This is a genomic window from Rothia sp. 27098_8_29, from assembly GCF_041432785.1.
GTDB classification, from domain to species: domain Bacteria; phylum Actinomycetota; class Actinomycetes; order Actinomycetales; family Micrococcaceae; genus Rothia; species Rothia mucilaginosa.
Genome location: NZ_JAPWAI010000001.1, coordinates 1,162,780 through 1,178,055 on the forward strand (window position 1 = coordinate 1,162,780; position 15,276 = coordinate 1,178,055).

Sequence of the window (15,276 nt, forward strand, 5' to 3'; positions counted from 1 at the left end):
GTTCCTGATGCTCTGGCGGTCCGGGCACAGCGAGGTTAAATTCTAGCACCACATCCGCGGGTTGGGCCGGGCTGTGGTGCAAGAATTTGGTGCTCGTCAGCAAAGTCTCATGAGCGGTGTTGGGCCGTTGAGTCTTGCTACTGCGGCGTGTTATTTATTCGTATTTATTCAGGCGTATCGCCCAGGTTGTATCGCCCCGGTTGTGTTGTCTGAAGCGTGTCGTCTGACGCGTATTATTCGCCGGAGCCGTTGTCACCGTCGTTGCCCGGTGCCAGGCCTTCGTAGATTTCCTTGCACTGGGGGCAGACGGGGAACTTCTGCGGGTCGCGGCCGGGTACCCACATTTTGCCGCAGAGGGCACGTACAGGTTCACCGGTCAGCGCCGATTCGAGGATCTTTTCCTTGCGTACATAGTGGGAGAAGCGCTCGTGGTCGCCGGGTTCAGAAAGCTGGGTTTCTTCGCGTTCGAGCAGGGCGGTGCCACCTGCGGTTCCGGGGCCAAAGGGGTCTTCGATGCCTTCGATCGAGCTCATGTTTCTCCTTGATGATGAGGTGGGATACATAGGGTGAAGGGCGCCGCTGCACGGTTGGGTGATTGGCGCCTTCTCTATTTTAGTAGCAGTTGGGAGGTGCTGAGCCTACGGGCGGTCAATATGGAGGCAGGCCACAGCTCAACCATAGACTCCGGTGCCTTTCGGGCACTCCCCTGCGCCTCTTTCCGTTAGAAGTTCGGGCGGCACAGAAAAGGGGTTCCGCGCCAGACTTAGTACCTAACACGGAACCCCTCTCGTTTATTCCTGATGTGCTGGAGCTTCGACTCTTGTTAGTTCGCCTGGAAGCGTGCCACACGCTCCAGCATCTTGGAGCTGACCTTGTCGTAGCGGTGACCGCCCCATGCCACGCCGCCCACGAGCAGTGCGGCACCAATCAGCAGCTGAATCAAGCCACCGTAGACGAGGGTTAGTAGATCTTGGGTCACGAAAATGTACACAACAACCGAGATACCGCCGGGTAGCGCGCTGAGCATCACCAGAATTACGGTGAGCATGAGCAGCAACTGATTAGCGAAGCCCTCATTGTTCTTCGGGTTCTTGAACGGGTTAGCACCCGGAGGCGCCACGGGCGGGCTAATGAAGGTGTCCATCACGCTGCCCATACCAGCCGCTGCGGCGAGCACGCCCAGCTGGTGCATCAGCACGATGGGGAAAAGCTCCAGGTGTCCATTTGCCGCTGAGGCGACGAACACCATCACCACCACGATCGGAACCATCAGGATGCTGTAACCCCAGAGACGGCCGAGACGATCGTCAATACCGCGTAGCGGGGAGAGCACGTGCAGGCTGAATGCGGTGTTGTCGTAGGAGACGAGGTAGCACATGTAGTAGCCGGTGAAGACGGTGCAGAAGTACATCCAGAATCCGAAGAGCTGCATCACGCCGCTATTGATGATCTGGTTAGCTTCAGCCGCGTTGACGCCGTTAAAACTGGCCCGACTTTCGAAGGAGCCTACAGAGCTCAGGAACAGGGGCATAGCCACCGTCAGTATCAGGTAAAGCATGGCGGTGCTTGCGGTCAGCAGCTGCAGACGGTTGTCTTTCAGAAATGAGTGCAGGGTTCGTGCCGCCACGGCACCACGCGGGGTTGCGGGGAACCGTGCCAACAGACCCAAATCACCCGCGGCGACTTCAGCTGCGCTCGCGTGGTGCGCGCTACCGCCCACATTCGCCATGGAGCGTGCCAGGTTCTTACCCCACAGCCACCATCCGCCAGCCAGGTAGACGAGGGTCAGAGCCAGGCAACCAAGGGCGGTGCCCATATTGCCGGTCGCCATAAAGTAGGGCACCGCAAATGCCGACCCGAAGGGCGTCACGCTGAGCCACGGCAGGTAGGGCAGCACCTCTTCCCAGTGCTTGGTCAGGTAGGTTATCGTTCCACCGAAGATAAAGCCGGCGCTCATCATCAGTAGCATGGCAACGATCATCAGGGTGTTGGCGATGCGCGGGTTATCATTCAGCGCCATGCCCAGGCGGTTGGCGAGACGAGCCCACACCATGAGGTTCGCAAGGCCGAGCACGCAGCAGATGAGGTACACGACCAGCGCGAGCGGTTGCGATATAAACGCGATCGCACCCAGCAGCACGGCAATGATGCTGGCAATGCCGGGGATACCCACGAACCCGCCGAGGAACTGGCCCTTCTGCAGGGTGGAGGGCTTGATGGGGAAGAGCACGAATCGGCTCTCGTCCAGGGTGCCGTCCAGTCCGCTAAAGAAAATGGGGACAATAGCCCAGGCGAGCGCAATAACCGCGCCTACCAGGAGGGTTCCGAGCTGACCGTATTCGGGTACCTCCGAGTTAGCGATAAAGTATGCGGAGCCGAGGCCGAAGAGCATACCGCCCGCGTAGAGCGCCGCAAAAATCAGGCCGATGAGCGCCCAGATGCTACGGCGGAAGGCGGCGAGCACATACTGCCACTTTAGTGAGACGAGGTGCCCAACCATGACAATCCTTCCGAGGAGGTGCGGCCGCCGACCAGCTGCACGAATCGTTCTTCAAGGCTCATGCCGGCGCGTACTTCGTCGACGGTTCCGGCGGCGAGAATACGGCCGGAGTCCATGACGGCTACGTGGTCGCACAGGCGCTGGACAAGGTCCATCACGTGCGAGGAGATGACGACGGTACCGCCGGAAGCAACGAAGCCACGCAGAATGTCCTGAATATTAGCGGCAGAAACCGGGTCGACCGCCTCGAAGGGCTCATCCAGAATCAGCACGGAGGGCGCGTGGACAAGGGCGGCGGCGAGCGCAATCTTCTTGGTCATACCGGCGGAGTAATCGGCAACGGCACGACCCGCAGCGTCGGTCAGGTCCATTGCGGCGAGCAGGTCCTTGACGCGGGAGGCGACGGTTTCCTTATCGATGCCGTGTAGGTAGCCGGAGTAGGTGATGAGCTGCTCGCCGGTGAGCTTGTCGAAGAGATGCACGCCGTCGGGCAGCACACCCAGGTGCGCTTTGGCCTTGAGCGGGTCGGCCCACATGTCGATGCCGCGCACGTAGGCGGTGCCTTCATTGGGCATGAGCATGCCGGTGACCATGGAGATGGTGGTGGTTTTACCGGCGCCGTTGCGGCCGACCAGTCCGTAGAAGGATCCGGAGGGGATGTCGAGGTTGATGCGGTCGACGGCGACCTTCTGACCGAATGCCTTGGTGAGGCCGCGGATTTCGATGGCGGGGCGAGCGCCAGCTACAGGTATAGTCTGCGGGGTGACGGGTAGCTGCGGTGCTACCGATGCGGGAACTACAGCTTCAGGAGCTTCTGGGGCTACAGATTCGGAGGCTACAGCCTGGGGTGCTGCCGCGGCGGGGGTTGCCTCTACTGTGGTCTCTAGTACCGGGTTGGTCTCTTGTACCGGGTTCTGCGGTGAACCTGGTTCTTGCGGGTTCGGGTCCTGGGGAAAGTGACTAGTGTTCATATTTTCACCCTACCACCCCCCCCCATGAGGTCTAGCAGGTTTGGTGATGAAACCTGCATTATTAAGTACTCACAACGCATATTATGGACATTCCGGAGTGCTATAGATACCATCCAGCCGCACTATCAGACAGGTTGAGTCGATAAACTCTCCCCACCCTCAAAACCGCCAAAAAACGCAAAACAGAACGGGCTACCGTCTACCCCCGCAACCCGAGTGCGGGGGTAGACGATAGCCCGTCCGTATTCAACGTTTCAGCCGCCTAGATTAGCCAGAGCTAGCTAGACCGGCTCATGACGTTTCCCAGGCGACAGCGCCTTTTAGAACAGCGCCATAGTCAGTGCCGCACGCGCCTTGACGGTGCGCGGGTCAGATGCACCCACCACATCGAAGAGCTGCACGAGACGCTCGCGCACACACGCCTTATCGTCAGGACCAACAGCGCTGAACAGGCGCAGTAGACGGTTGTACGCGTCCTCCACGTGGCCACCGACCAGGTCCAGGTCGGCTACGTTGAACGCGGCGTCAATGTTCATGGGATCTGCCGCGGCCGCCGCACGTTCGGTTGCCATGTCCAGATCCTTCACACGGGCGAGCAGTTCAACCTGTTCCAGGCCGAGCTTCGCTTCCTTATCACCGGGGTTCTCGGCAATTGCCTTGCGGTATGCGGCGCGGGCGCCCTCCAGGTCGCCGCGGTCGAGGGCGGCGACAGCTTCTGCGTGCAGGGGCGGCAGGGGCTTTTCATCTTCGGGAACGACCGGGTCGAAGCCGCCGGGCAGCTGGTACTGTGCCGCGAGTTGCAGAACCTGGGAGAGCACATCGCCGAGGTCTTCTGCGCTGACCGGGCCGGTGTAAATCGGTGCCGGGCGGCCCGCCAGAACGGCAACGCCCGCGGGCACGCCGCTCACGCCGAATGCCTGGGCAGCTTCGGGGAGCTTGGTGACGTCCACGGCAGCGCAAATCATGCTACCTGCGGCGGAATCAACAAGCTTCTGCACGCCTTCGAGCATCTGCAGGGAGGAGGGCGAGTGCGGCGCGTAGAGCGCAAAAATTACGGCACCCTGGCTGGAGAGCTGAACGAACTTCTGGAACTCTTCGGGGGTGTTGACCTCGTAGCGCCAGGTGGGAGCGGAGGGGGTCTGCTCGCCGCCCTGTTCGCCAGCAGACTGTGCCGCGTTGGGGTTTAGTTCCATGGCGTTGCGTACGGAGGCGGGAATCTCCTGCGCTGCCCCGTTCTGCGCTGCACCACCCTGCGCGACATGACCCTGTGCCGCGTTCTGGGATGCGCCGCGGTCTGCCGGATCAAAAATAATGCTCATCCTGGGCTCCTTTACGTTCTGTACCTATTGTTGCGTGCGGGCTAAATCCTTCACGCGTTCCTTCCTCTATTATCCCCACAACGCACCGTTGCGAGCGCCCGTTCTCTGTCGCCTACGCTCTGAGCTCATGCCGGGGATAGCGTTTGGGCTATTGCCCGATCCGTCCCGCAAATATCTCTCCCACATGCACTCCCCTGTCCTTGGGATTCACCGTGGACGCCGTAACAAAGTAAACCAGCCGGTAGAATGGCACAGTAGAGAAAAAATACCCGGAATGATTCGGAAAGGAAGAGCATGAGCGAGAAGAAAGCCTCAGAAGCTCCCGCAGAGACGACATCGTCCCCCGAGACGCGCAAGAAGGAATCCCTCACCGATCAGCTAACGGAGACCTTCAGCGAGCTGACCGAAAGCATTAGCCAGGTGCGTTCCAACCGCCGCCGCGCTTCTATGCCTCCTACGGATACCATTCCGGTGGTTCCCGCCGCTTCTGAGGATGCGCCTCCCGCACCGAAGGTGGTCGGCAACGGCAAGGCATCCATGATGCACAACCCGGTCGCTTTTGGTTTCCTCATGACCGTGGGCGTGGGTCTGGCGCTCTTCGCCTACTACATTTTCAACAATGTGGGTGCCCTGGTGGGTTGGGTGACCGGTGCTATTTTCATTGCTCTGGGTCTAGACCCGATTGTGCGCCGCCTGGAGTCTTGGGGCATTAAGCGCGGTATCGGCGTGATTGCTGTGCTTGCTGGTTTTGCTGGCGCTGTGACCGGTCTGGTCATGACCATTGGCCCAATTATTAGCGAGCAGGCATCTAAGTTTGTGCAGTACGCGCCGGGTATCTATCAGAACACAATTGATTCTGATTGGTACCACGAGCTTGATCAGCGTTTTAACATCAGCACCTGGGTGAATGAGAACGTCCCTAAGTTCTTGGAGTCAACGTTCTCCTCTTCACAGGTCAATAGCTTCATGTCGAGCTTGGTTTCTGCTGGGTCTACTTTGGCGCAGAGCGTGACCGGCGTGATTATTGTGCTGTTCCTGTCTCTATACTTCCTCACCTCGATGGACACCATCAAGGCGTGGGGTGTGCGCCTGGCGCCGGCGTCCAAGCGTGTGCGCGTCAAGTACATTACCGACAAGATTACCGAGTCGGTGGGTAACTACGTGATGGGTCAGGCTCTGGTTGCTGTGCTGAACGCGTTTGTGGCGTTCTTGATTATGGCTTTTTTGGGCTTTAGCTTCCCGCAGTTGATGGCTTTGGTCGTCATGATTCTGGCGTTCATTCCGCTGGTTGGTGGCGTGATTGCGCTGATTTTGACCTCGCTGATTCTGCTGACTCAGGGTTGGAGTCTGGCGCTGTGGTTTGCGGTGGCGTACTTCCTGTACTTGCAGGTGGAGGCGTACCTGATTTCTCCGCGTATTATGGCTCGCGCTGTTTCGGTTCCTGCCGGTGTTGCGATTATTTCTGTGGCTGCCGGTGGCGCGCTCTGGGGCGTGCTGGGTGCGCTGATTGCTATTCCGGTGGCGGCTTCCATGCTGATTCTGGTGCGTGAGGTGTTCATTCCTCGCCAGGACCAACTGTAGTCACCGCCCAGTTGTAGTCGCCTCCCAGCTGTAGAGTCCCCTCTAGGTTCTCTACGCGCTCACGGCTCTTCCACCGAGCAGGCGTTTAAGACATAAGGCGGCGGCTTTGGATGTTCTATCCAAAGCCGCCGCCTTGATATTTTTATGCAGTGTTTTTACGCTGTGTTTTTATGCCAAACCTTTAGAGCTCAGTGATTTCTTCTGTCACCGGGCCATTGTATTCGGTGGGCAGCTCAGTGGGTACACCGGTCACGATGCTGACCACGGTGTTGAGGACCTGCTGCACGGACTTCTCGCCCACCCACAAGTGCTTGCACCCCTCAAAGGGAATCACCCGAGTACGCGGTACAGCCGCAAAACGCTCACGCGCTGCCGGAGGCTGCAGGTAGTCGTCGTGCTCGGGCACCAGCGCGTACAGCGGGTTCGAGATCTTGTTCCATTCGTCCAGCTCAGCCGGGTGCACGCGGTGCAGCGGCGGGGAGAGCAGAATAGCGCCGGTGAACTCGTTCGCGTATTCGGGCGCGTACTTGAGCACCAGCTCGGTGCCGAAGGACCAGCCGACCAGCCAGGGGTTCGGCAGGGCGCGCTCGCGTACGAACTTCAGGATTGCGTCGAAGTCCTTCTTCTCGGCAAAGCCGCCGTCAAAGACGCCTTCGCTGGTGCCGCGAATCGAGGAGGTGCCGCGAGTGTTGAAACGCAGCACCGCAATGTTCGACAGCGCCGGCAGGCGGAAGGACGCCTTCTTGTACACGTGCGAGTCCATGTAGCCGCCGTGGGTGGGTAGCGGGTGGAAGGTCACCAGGGTTGCCTTGACTTCGCCTTCGGGCAGGGCGAGTTCACCGACGAGGCGCTTGCCGTCCGCAGTGGTGACGGTAAAGTTCTCACGGCGTGCCGGAAGCACAGTACGTGCCTTAATGGGGGTGGGCTCAGCGGCGGTGCTGAAGACGTAGCGGGCGGGATCAAATTCCTGCGCGCGGGTGATATCGGCGGTGTTGCTCATTGCGTTCCTTCAAGAAATGGATTCGAGAATGTGGTTTTGGTCAAGAATGTAGTCTTAGGCTGCACCTTAAGTGCAGTGTTCAGCCTATTTGCGGCGGGTGCGCCAGCAATGCTGATGCCAGTGCCTGCGCTCATCAATGGCGCGGCTACGGCCCATCGTGTGGCTTTCCTGCCACACCACCAGGTGCGCTGTTCTGGGCGGAATCGAGCGGTAGCATTCGGGGCAGGTGTAGGTTTTTTGGGCGTTGACGGCGGGAATGTATTGCACCAGCCAGTCACCGTATCGGTCACGTTCCAGTCGAGGTGCAGGGTCGAGGATCCTGCTGATATCACGCCCTGCGGGTGCTTGACGGTGCCACTTATCGCTGGTGGTGCCGGATACTCGCCTGCCGGGATGATTCTTACGTGCCATGAGCCCTATTCTACCGCGCTGCTCAGCTATCTCTATCTACCTACCCTGCCGCTGTTCGCTCTGCGCTCTTCCTCATACTGGCGTGGTACTCATGCTGAGGCGGTACTCCCCCGCTCTGTGCCGCGCCTCCCTACTGTGCTGTATTTCCCTACTGGGCCCTGTACCGCGACCTGTACCAGGCTCAGGTTCCCTAGCTCATACCCTCACCTGCTAGAGCCAAACACTCGTACCTGCTAGAGTGGACGGATGCGTATTGTCATTGCTGAATGCTCCGTAGATTATGAGGGCCGCCTCCGCGCCCACCTGCCCCGCGCTACCCGCCTGCTGATGGTCAAGAATGACGGCTCCGTCCTCATTCACTCCGACGGCGGTTCCTACAAGCCTCTGAACTGGATGAGCCCTCCCTGCTCCCTGCTGGTGGCTGAGCGTGAGGACGTTCCGCAGAGCATCCGTGAGGACCTGGAGTCCGATGTTCAGCAGCTGTGGACCGTTCAGGCAGCTAAGAGCGATGACCGCCTCATGATTCGCATCTACAAGATTGAGCACGAACACGCCACCGACCTGGGTGTTGATCCTGGCCTCATCAAGGACGGTGTGGAGGCTGACCTGCAGCGTCTGCTCGCCGAGCAGATCCACACTCTCGGTGAGGGCTATTCGCTGGTACGCCGCGAGTACCCGACCGCTATCGGTCCGGTAGACATCATGGCGAAGGATGCGCACGGCGTCTCCGTGGCGGTCGAGCTCAAGCGTGTGGGCGATATTGACGGTGTGGAGCAGCTGACCCGTTACCTGGAGCTGCTCAACCGTGACCCGCTGCTAGCTCCGGTGCGCGGCGTGTTTGCGGCGCAGACGATTAAGCCGCAGGCTCGTACCCTGGCTGAGGACCGCGGCATCCGCTGCGTGAGCCTGGATTACGACGCGATGCGCGGCGTGGACGACTCCGCTGACCGTCTGTTCTAGCTGACCGTCTGTTCTAAACGGCTCTAGCTAGGCGGCTGCACATAGCTTGAGGGGCGCCTCCCGATACATGGGAGGCGCCCCTTTTCTGTGCGCATTATCTTTCTATGCACGCTGTCGTTCTGCACGCGCGCTCTTTCTGGGCCCATGCTCTACCCCCGGATACACCAATCGCCGGTGCCCCTCCCCTTTCAGGGTGGAACACCGGCGAGGTGTACACAGCGGTCAATTCCCTCTGTAGAGAACCGACTTTAAATCTGTGCGTGCTTTGCAGCGATGGTCACGTGATCGTTCGAGACGGTCAAGAAACCTGCGTTGAGGATGGTCTTAATGGGCTCACCATCAACAGGTTCAATGAGCAGCTCGCCGTCCTGTGCCAGCAGCGTGCAGGTGGGGATCATGCCCGGCAGGATGCCGAGGTCACCGCTGACGGAGCGTGCACGAACGTACTTCGCTTCGCCAGTCCACACGACGCGTTCGCGGGAAACAACTTCAACTTTCAGAGCCATGATTACTTAGCTCCAGTCTGTGCCTTGATTTCCTCGTAGCGGCGCATAACGTCGTCCATACCACCAATGTTGTAGAACGCCTGCTCGGGGATGTGGTCGACATCGCCGTTGCAGATCATCTGGAAGGACTCGATGGTGTCCTTCAGCGGAACGGTCGAACCCTCGACACCGGTGAACTGCTTTGCAGTGTAGGTGTTCTGGGAGAGGAACTGCTCGATACGACGTGCACGTGCCACGACAATCTTCTGCTCCTCGGAGAGCTCGTCCACACCCAGAATCGCGATGATGTCCTGCAGTTCCTTGTTTTCCTGCAGAATAGCCTTCACGCGAATTGCGGTGTCGTAGTGCTCCTGACCGATGTACTGTGCGTCCAGAATTCGGGAGGTGGAGGACAGCGGGTCAATTGCCGGGTACAGACCGCGCGATGCGATTTCACGAGAGAGCTCGGTGGTCGCATCCAGGTGCGCGAAGGTGGTTGCCGGCGCCGGGTCGGTGTAGTCATCCGCAGGCACGTAAATTGCCTGCATGGAGGTGATGGAGTGACCGCGGGTGGAGGTAATACGCTCCTGCAGCAGACCCATTTCGTCCGCCAGGTTCGGCTGGTAACCCACTGCGGAGGGCATGCGGCCCAGCAGGGTGGAAACCTCAGAACCTGCCTGAGTGAAACGGAAGATGTTGTCGATGAACAGCAGCACGTCCTGGTTCTGAACATCGCGGAAGTACTCCGCCATGGTCAGACCGGTCAGTGCCACGCGCAGACGGGTTCCCGGGGGCTCATCCATCTGGCCGAATACAAGAGCGGTGTCCTTCAGAACGCCTGCTTCTTCCATTTCGACCCACAGGTCGTTACCCTCACGGGTACGCTCGCCAACACCGGTGAACACGGAGGTACCACCGAAGTTACGAGCCACACGGGTAATCATTTCCTGGATCAGCACGGTCTTACCCACGCCTGCACCACCGAACAGACCGATCTTACCGCCCTTGATGTAGGGGGTCAGAAGGTCGATGGACTTAATACCGGTCTCCAGCATTTCGGTGGAGCCTTCCAGCTCTGCGAAGCCGGGAGCGGCACGGTGAATCGGCCAGTAGGTGTCAGCCTTGATCTCGGAGTTCGGCACGTCGAGTGCGTCACCGAGAACGTTGAAAATGTGGCCCTTCACGCCGTCACCAACGGGGACGGAGATCGGTGCGCCGGTGTCGACTACAGCCTGACCGCGGACCAGGCCGTCAGTCTGCTGCAGGGAGATAGCGCGAACGATTGAGTCGCCCAGGTGCTGTGCGGTCTCGAAGGTGATGGTGCGGGTGCGGCCGTCGAGGGTCAGCTCGGTGGTCAGAGCGTTGTAAATCTCGGGGACCTGACCGGCGGGGAACTCGACGTCGACCACGGGGCCGATGACGCGGGCAATACGACCCGTTGCGCCCTGAGTCGGTGCGGAGACCGATTCGTTGTAGGTGGCAGTCATATTTCTCACTTACTTAGAAAGTTTGGACAGTTGATGGCTTCGTTGGCGTACAAGTACTAGGAGCCGAGGGCGTCTGCGCCGCCCACGATTTCGGAGAGCTCCTGAGTAATTTCCGCCTGACGTGCGTTGTTCATCAAACGGGTGTACTTGGTAATCAGCGTCTCAGCGTTGTCACCTGCGGTCTTCATTGCGCGCTGGCGGGATGCCAGCTCACTTGCTGCTGCCTGCAGGAGGCAGGAGAAGATACGCGATGCAATGTAGCGCGGCAACAGCGCGTTGAGCACTTCCTCAGCGGAGGGCTCGAACTCGAAGGATGCCGCCTGCTCGTACTCAGCCTTGGTCAGTTCCTGGTCGGGAACGATTTCCTCGCCCATAGCCTTTGCGTCACCCACGTGGATGGGCAGCAGGCGCAGGATCTTGGGTTCCTGAACAACCATCGACTTGAACTCGGTGTATACGATGTGCAGTTCGTCCACGCCGCCCTCTTCGAAGGGCAGGTCGTAGGCTTCGAGCAGCGCGTCACGAATCTCGACGGCGGTTTCGACGCGAGGTGCATCGGTGTGGCCCTCCCACGCACGGGCGTAGGGGCGCTCACGGAACTCGAAGTAAGCCTTTGCCTTACGACCAACCAGGTACAGCTGTACCTCCTGGCCGTTAGAGCGCAGCCTCTCAATCAGAGATTCGGTACGACGCAGGATAGCGGAGGAGTACGAACCTGCCAGACCGCGGTCACTGGTAACAACCAGGATTGCGGAGCGGCGGTGTTCGTAGGCTTCGGACTCGTTCGGCTTGTGAATCAGCGGGTGCTTAATACCGTGCTGAGTCGCAACCGCAGTCACCACGCGGGTCAGAGCGTTCGCGTAAGGTCCGGCTGCCTGAGCAGCGTTACGAGCCTTGTTAATGCGGGAGGTCGCGATCATCTCCATCGCCTTGAAGATCTTCTTCATAGACGACGTCGAAGCAATCTTCTGTCGGTAAACCCTAATCTGGGCTCCCATAGAGCTTCCTTTCTCCTTGCTTTCTGCCCCGCCCCAGCCTCATAGCTGAGGCGGGGAGAAGGCGAGGACTAATCGCTAACCGATGGTTTCCTGAGTGATGTCGCTATCGCGAGCTGCCTTGTGCTCCTCGTGACCTGCGTCGACGAGGTGGCTGCTGCCCTCAGACTTGAAACCCTGCTTGAAGTCAGCAACTGCGGACTTCAGAGCTGCAACGGTGTCATCCTCAAGCTTGCCGGAGGAAGCGATATCGGTCAGTACCGAGGTCTTGTGACGCAGGTACTCGATGAATCCTGCCTCGAAGCGCAGCACGTCGGAAATCTCGATGTCGTCGAGGTGACCGGAGGTACCAGCCCAAATGGAGACAACCTGCTCTTCAACTGCGTACGGGGTGTACTGCGGCTGGCGCAGCAGCTCGGTCAGGCGAGAACCGCGGGTCAGCTGTGCCTTGGTAGCGTCGTCCAGGTCGGATGCGAACATTGCGAACGCTTCCATTGCACGGTACTGTGCCAGCTCCAGCTTCAGGGTACCGGAGACCTTCTTCATAGCCTTGGTCTGTGCAGCACCACCAACACGAGAGACGGAGATACCGACGTCGACTGCCGGACGCTGGTTAGCGTTGAACAGGTCGGACTGCAGGAAGATCTGGCCGTCAGTAATGGAGATGACGTTGGTCGGAATGAAGGCGGAAACGTCGTTTGCCTTGGTCTCAATGATCGGGAAGCCGGTCATCGAACCTGCGCCGAGGTCGTCAGAGAGCTTAGCGCAACGCTCCAGCAGGCGGGAGTGCAGGTAGAAGACGTCACCGGGGTATGCTTCACGTCCCGGCGGGCGGCGCAGCAGCAGGGACACAGCGCGGTATGCTTCTGCCTGCTTCGACAGGTCGTCGAAAATGATGAGGACGTGCTTGCCACCGTACATCCAGTGCTGGCCGATAGCCGAACCGGTGTAGGGTGCCAGGTACTTGAAGCCTGCTGCGTCGGATGCGGGAGATGCCACGATGGTGGTGTACTCCAGCGCGCCGCGAGTCTCAAGGGTGTGGCGGACAGCTGCAATGGTGGATGCCTTCTGGCCAACAGCCACGTAGATGCATCGAACCTGCTTCTCGGGGTCACCGGAAGCCCAGTTGTCCTTCTGGTTCAGAATGGTGTCAATCGCGATAGCGGTCTTACCGGTCTGGCGGTCACCAATGATCAGCTGACGCTGACCGCGGCCGATCGGAATCATCGAGTCGATTGCCTTCAGACCGGTCTGCAGCGGCTCGTGAACCGACTTACGCTGGGTCACGCCGGGAGCCTGCAGCTCCAGTGCGCGGCGACCTTCGGACTCAATGGGGCCCAGGTCATCGATCGGGTTACCGAGGGGGTCAACAACGCGACCGAGGTACGCGTCGCCAACGGGCACCGAGAGGACCTCACCGGTGCGGTGTACGACCTGGCCCTCTTCAATACCGGTGAAGTCACCCAGGACAATCACACCAATATTGCGGGTATCCAGGTTCTGTGCGAGGCCGAGGGTGCCGTCTTCGAAACGAAGCAGCTCATTCGCCATAACCGAGGGAAGGCCCTCGACACGAGCGATACCGTCGGAGGCCGATACAACTCGACCCACCTCAACACGTTCTGCATTGCCGGGTTCGTAAGACGCTGCAAACTCGTTCAGCGCATTACGGACATCTTCGGCATTGATGGTCAGTTCGGCCATCTTGTGTCCCTGCTCTCTCATTGTGGTTGCGTTCCGTCAACGGAACCAACCGAAACTTGCAATTCGGGTTGAACGGGCGGGCAATGCCGCCACTTCTGCGAAGGAGGCATCAGCCACGCACCCGCTACCCGAGGTATCTTCTAAATCACCGTTGCGACGAACGGTTCAGCGTCGCTAGCTTGAGCCGCTAGCCGATGGAACGAGTCAGGTCGGACATGCGGGTCTCGACGGTACCGTCGATCACCTCGTCGCCCACCTGAACACGCAGACCGCCCAGAACGGCGGGGTCCACCGAAACGTCGAGCTTCAGCTCACGGCCGTACACGGCGTTGAGCGCGCGACCGAGACGTTCAAGCTGTGCCTGCGACAGCGCAATCGCGCTAGTTACTCGCGCAATGTAACGGTTCTGTCGCGTGACGATGATTTCTGCGAACTCATCGGCTACCCGTGCAGCGTGACGGCCGCGGGGGTTGGAGCCAACTCGTTCGAGCAGAAGCACACCTTCGGCGGTGGTGGCGGGGCCACCGAGCGCCACGGCGAGCTTCTTCTTTGCTTCTTTGCTTGCCTGATGGTCGGACAGCGCTTCCTGCGCCTGAGCGTTGGAATCAACGGTACGCACAAAGGTGAGTAGTTCGTTGAGCACCTCGTCCAGGGCATCCACGCCACCGCGAGACTGAGCCGATGCGGTCACGGCGAGCACTGCTGCACGCTCCAGGGCGTTCGCTAGATCTGCATCATCAGACCAGCGCTGAGTCACCGCATTGGTGAGCACAGCCATAGCCTGCGAAGAGATCTTACCGTCGAAGACGGTGTTAGCGATACCCTGACGTGCTGCTGCATCACGCGAAGAATCGGTGACAGCACGGCGCAGGGTGCCGTTGTGGTCGAGAACATCAACCACAGCGAAAAGCTCGCTCGCCAGGTTCAGAGGCTGCAGGGAAGCGTGAGCTTCCAGCACCTCTTCCACCTTGCTCAGTGATTCAGTAGATACTCCTGCCATTACCGAGCCGCACCTGCGTTCTGCTTCTCGGTTTCAAGGTCAGCAAGAAAACGATCTACCACACGGGCCGATCGCTCATCATCGTTGAGGGCTTCGCCCACAATCTTGCCGGCAAGGGTCGTAGCAAGAGTGCCAACCTCGGAACGGAGGGACACTGCTGCTGCCGCACGCTCTGCCTCGATAGCCTTTGCTGCATTATCGCTAATGCGCTGAGCCTCAGCGGTTGCACGCTCGCGAGCGTCGGCAATGATTGCCTCGCCCTCTGCGCGTGCCTCTTCACGAATCTTCTGAGCCTCCAGTCGAGCGCTTTCGAGCTGCTGGGTGTACTCATCGCGAGCCGCTGCAGCCTCTGCCTGTGCCTTCTCGGCCTTGGCAAGGCCACCTTCGATTGCTTCCTTACGGTCCTGGTAGATCTTCTCGAACGCCGGGACAACGTACTTAGCAACGATGTAGTAGAGGATCAGGAATCCGATGAGGGTAATGACAATTTCCCCGACGTCGGGAATCAGGGGGTTCGAAGTTGCCTCCGCTCCCCCTTCGCTTGCCAGATAAATCATGGAGGGAATCCTGTTCTATGGGATGGGTCGTTTAGGATGTGGCAGAGCCGGTTACTTGATGAAGACGAGAACCAGGCCCAGAATTGCCAGTGCCTCGACCAGTGCGAAGCCCAGGAACAGCATGGGCTGCAGGGTCTTCTGGGACTCGGGCTGACGAGCAACGCTGGTCATGTATGCCGCGAAGATCAGACCCACGCCGATGCCGCCGCCAATAGCTGCCAGACCGTAGCCAACCGCAGTGATGGAACCAACCATTATTTTTCCTTTCAACAGTGTTCGACCGGGAACATACCCGGACCGAACAGA

At 59.5% G+C, this 15,276-nt stretch carries 15 protein-coding genes; 2 read left to right on the plus strand and 13 right to left on the minus strand.

The features are described 5' to 3' along the window. Positions 1-233: 233 nt before the first annotated feature. The 4 genes from O3649_RS04480 to O3649_RS04495 form a co-directional block, all read right to left on the minus strand. The gene (locus O3649_RS04480) at positions 234-533 is read right to left on the minus strand and encodes a DUF3039 domain-containing protein (protein ID WP_005506434.1); all 300 of its coding nucleotides are present in this window, start codon (positions 531-533) and stop codon (positions 234-236) included. 290 nt (positions 534-823) lie between these two features. Beyond that, entirely contained in the window at positions 824-2,500 is a 1,677-nt protein-coding gene (locus tag O3649_RS04485) for a transporter (RefSeq protein WP_070600362.1), read from the minus strand. Further along, positions 2,476-3,471, minus strand: coding sequence for an ABC transporter ATP-binding protein (locus O3649_RS04490; RefSeq protein WP_070690101.1), 996 nt, complete (start codon positions 3,469-3,471; stop codon positions 2,476-2,478). The genes O3649_RS04485 and O3649_RS04490 overlap by 25 nt, the downstream gene beginning before the upstream one ends. 320 nt (positions 3,472-3,791) lie before the next feature. Then, on the minus strand, positions 3,792-4,790 hold the full coding sequence (locus tag O3649_RS04495; RefSeq protein ID WP_049347474.1) for a co-chaperone YbbN: 999 nt from the start codon (positions 4,788-4,790) through the stop codon (positions 3,792-3,794). Positions 4,791-5,084: 294 nt separating this feature from the next. On the opposite strand from O3649_RS04495, the gene O3649_RS04500 reads away from it, so the two are divergent. Beyond that, on the plus strand, positions 5,085-6,371 hold the full coding sequence (locus tag O3649_RS04500) for an AI-2E family transporter (RefSeq protein ID WP_012903752.1): 1,287 nt from the start codon (positions 5,085-5,087) through the stop codon (positions 6,369-6,371). Between the two features lie 181 nt (positions 6,372-6,552). Here O3649_RS04500 and O3649_RS04505 read toward each other — a convergent pair whose 3' ends face one another. Together O3649_RS04505 and O3649_RS04510 are read right to left on the minus strand one after the other, a co-directional pair. Continuing rightward, on the minus strand, positions 6,553-7,371 hold the full coding sequence (locus tag O3649_RS04505; RefSeq protein WP_049357681.1) for an alpha/beta hydrolase: 819 nt from the start codon (positions 7,369-7,371) through the stop codon (positions 6,553-6,555). An 84-nt stretch (positions 7,372-7,455) separates the two neighbouring features. Beyond that, positions 7,456-7,782 (minus strand): ATP/GTP-binding protein, encoded by a 327-nt coding sequence (locus O3649_RS04510; RefSeq protein ID WP_080975040.1) that lies wholly within the window; start codon positions 7,780-7,782, stop codon positions 7,456-7,458. A gap of 246 nt (positions 7,783-8,028) precedes the next feature. Here O3649_RS04510 and nucS point away from each other — a divergent pair, with 246 nt between their 5' ends. After that, the gene (gene nucS / locus O3649_RS04515) at positions 8,029-8,742 is read left to right on the plus strand and encodes an endonuclease NucS (RefSeq protein WP_005506450.1); all 714 of its coding nucleotides are present in this window, start codon (positions 8,029-8,031) and stop codon (positions 8,740-8,742) included. A gap of 248 nt (positions 8,743-8,990) precedes the next feature. Here the strand turns inward: nucS and O3649_RS04520 are convergent, their stop codons facing one another. From O3649_RS04520 to atpE, 7 genes are all read right to left on the minus strand, one after another. Continuing rightward, positions 8,991-9,248: a hypothetical protein gene (locus O3649_RS04520; RefSeq protein ID WP_070629492.1), complete on the minus strand. Its 258-nt coding sequence runs from the start codon at positions 9,246-9,248 to the stop codon at positions 8,991-8,993. A 2-nt stretch (positions 9,249-9,250) separates the two neighbouring features. Beyond that, entirely contained in the window at positions 9,251-10,714 is a 1,464-nt protein-coding gene (gene atpD / locus O3649_RS04525; protein ID WP_005507810.1) for a F0F1 ATP synthase subunit beta, read from the minus strand. Between the two features lie 56 nt (positions 10,715-10,770). Further along, a complete protein-coding gene (locus O3649_RS04530; protein ID WP_070506648.1) occupies positions 10,771-11,712 on the minus strand; it encodes a F0F1 ATP synthase subunit gamma in 942 nt (313 codons plus the stop codon). A 75-nt stretch (positions 11,713-11,787) separates the two neighbouring features. After that, positions 11,788-13,413 (minus strand): F0F1 ATP synthase subunit alpha, encoded by a 1,626-nt coding sequence (gene atpA, locus O3649_RS04535; protein WP_070629493.1) that lies wholly within the window; start codon positions 13,411-13,413, stop codon positions 11,788-11,790. A 187-nt stretch (positions 13,414-13,600) separates the two neighbouring features. Then, on the minus strand, positions 13,601-14,413 hold the full coding sequence (locus tag O3649_RS04540) for a F0F1 ATP synthase subunit delta (RefSeq protein ID WP_005507806.1): 813 nt from the start codon (positions 14,411-14,413) through the stop codon (positions 13,601-13,603). Next, positions 14,413-14,970 carry a F0F1 ATP synthase subunit B gene (locus O3649_RS04545; protein ID WP_049326923.1) on the minus strand — a complete coding sequence of 186 codons (558 nt, stop codon included), beginning with the start codon at positions 14,968-14,970 and terminating at the stop codon, positions 14,413-14,415. Before O3649_RS04545 ends, O3649_RS04540 begins: the two co-directional genes overlap by 1 nt. Positions 14,971-15,021: 51 nt before the next feature. Further along, on the minus strand, positions 15,022-15,225 hold the full coding sequence (gene atpE, locus O3649_RS04550) for an ATP synthase F0 subunit C (RefSeq protein ID WP_005506461.1): 204 nt from the start codon (positions 15,223-15,225) through the stop codon (positions 15,022-15,024). Positions 15,226-15,276 lie beyond the last annotated feature (51 nt).

What these genes read in the sequence shown, in the direction of transcription:
- O3649_RS04480 (WP_005506434.1), bottom strand. Translation starts at nt 533, where the DNA reads ATGAGCTCGATCGAAGGCATCGAAGACCCCTTTGGCCCCGGAACCGCA.
- O3649_RS04485 (WP_070600362.1), bottom strand. Translation starts at nt 2,500, where the DNA reads ATGGTTGGGCACCTCGTCTCACTAAAGTGGCAGTATGTGCTCGCCGCC.
- O3649_RS04490 (WP_070690101.1), bottom strand. Translation starts at nt 3,471, where the DNA reads ATGAACACTAGTCACTTTCCCCAGGACCCGAACCCGCAAGAACCAGGT.
- O3649_RS04495 (WP_049347474.1), bottom strand. Translation starts at nt 4,790, where the DNA reads ATGAGCATTATTTTTGATCCGGCAGACCGCGGCGCATCCCAGAACGCG.
- O3649_RS04500 (WP_012903752.1), top strand. Translation starts at nt 5,085, where the DNA reads ATGAGCGAGAAGAAAGCCTCAGAAGCTCCCGCAGAGACGACATCGTCC.
- O3649_RS04505 (WP_049357681.1), bottom strand. Translation starts at nt 7,371, where the DNA reads ATGAGCAACACCGCCGATATCACCCGCGCGCAGGAATTTGATCCCGCC.
- O3649_RS04510 (WP_080975040.1), bottom strand. Translation starts at nt 7,782, where the DNA reads ATGGCACGTAAGAATCATCCCGGCAGGCGAGTATCCGGCACCACCAGC.
- nucS (WP_005506450.1), top strand. Translation starts at nt 8,029, where the DNA reads ATGCGTATTGTCATTGCTGAATGCTCCGTAGATTATGAGGGCCGCCTC.
- O3649_RS04520 (WP_070629492.1), bottom strand. Translation starts at nt 9,248, where the DNA reads ATGGCTCTGAAAGTTGAAGTTGTTTCCCGCGAACGCGTCGTGTGGACT.
- atpD (WP_005507810.1), bottom strand. Translation starts at nt 10,714, where the DNA reads ATGACTGCCACCTACAACGAATCGGTCTCCGCACCGACTCAGGGCGCA.
- O3649_RS04530 (WP_070506648.1), bottom strand. Translation starts at nt 11,712, where the DNA reads ATGGGAGCCCAGATTAGGGTTTACCGACAGAAGATTGCTTCGACGTCG.
- atpA (WP_070629493.1), bottom strand. Translation starts at nt 13,413, where the DNA reads ATGGCCGAACTGACCATCAATGCCGAAGATGTCCGTAATGCGCTGAAC.
- O3649_RS04540 (WP_005507806.1), bottom strand. Translation starts at nt 14,413, where the DNA reads ATGGCAGGAGTATCTACTGAATCACTGAGCAAGGTGGAAGAGGTGCTG.
- O3649_RS04545 (WP_049326923.1), bottom strand. Translation starts at nt 14,970, where the DNA reads ATGATTTATCTGGCAAGCGAAGGGGGAGCGGAGGCAACTTCGAACCCC.
- atpE (WP_005506461.1), bottom strand. Translation starts at nt 15,225, where the DNA reads ATGGTTGGTTCCATCACTGCGGTTGGCTACGGTCTGGCAGCTATTGGC.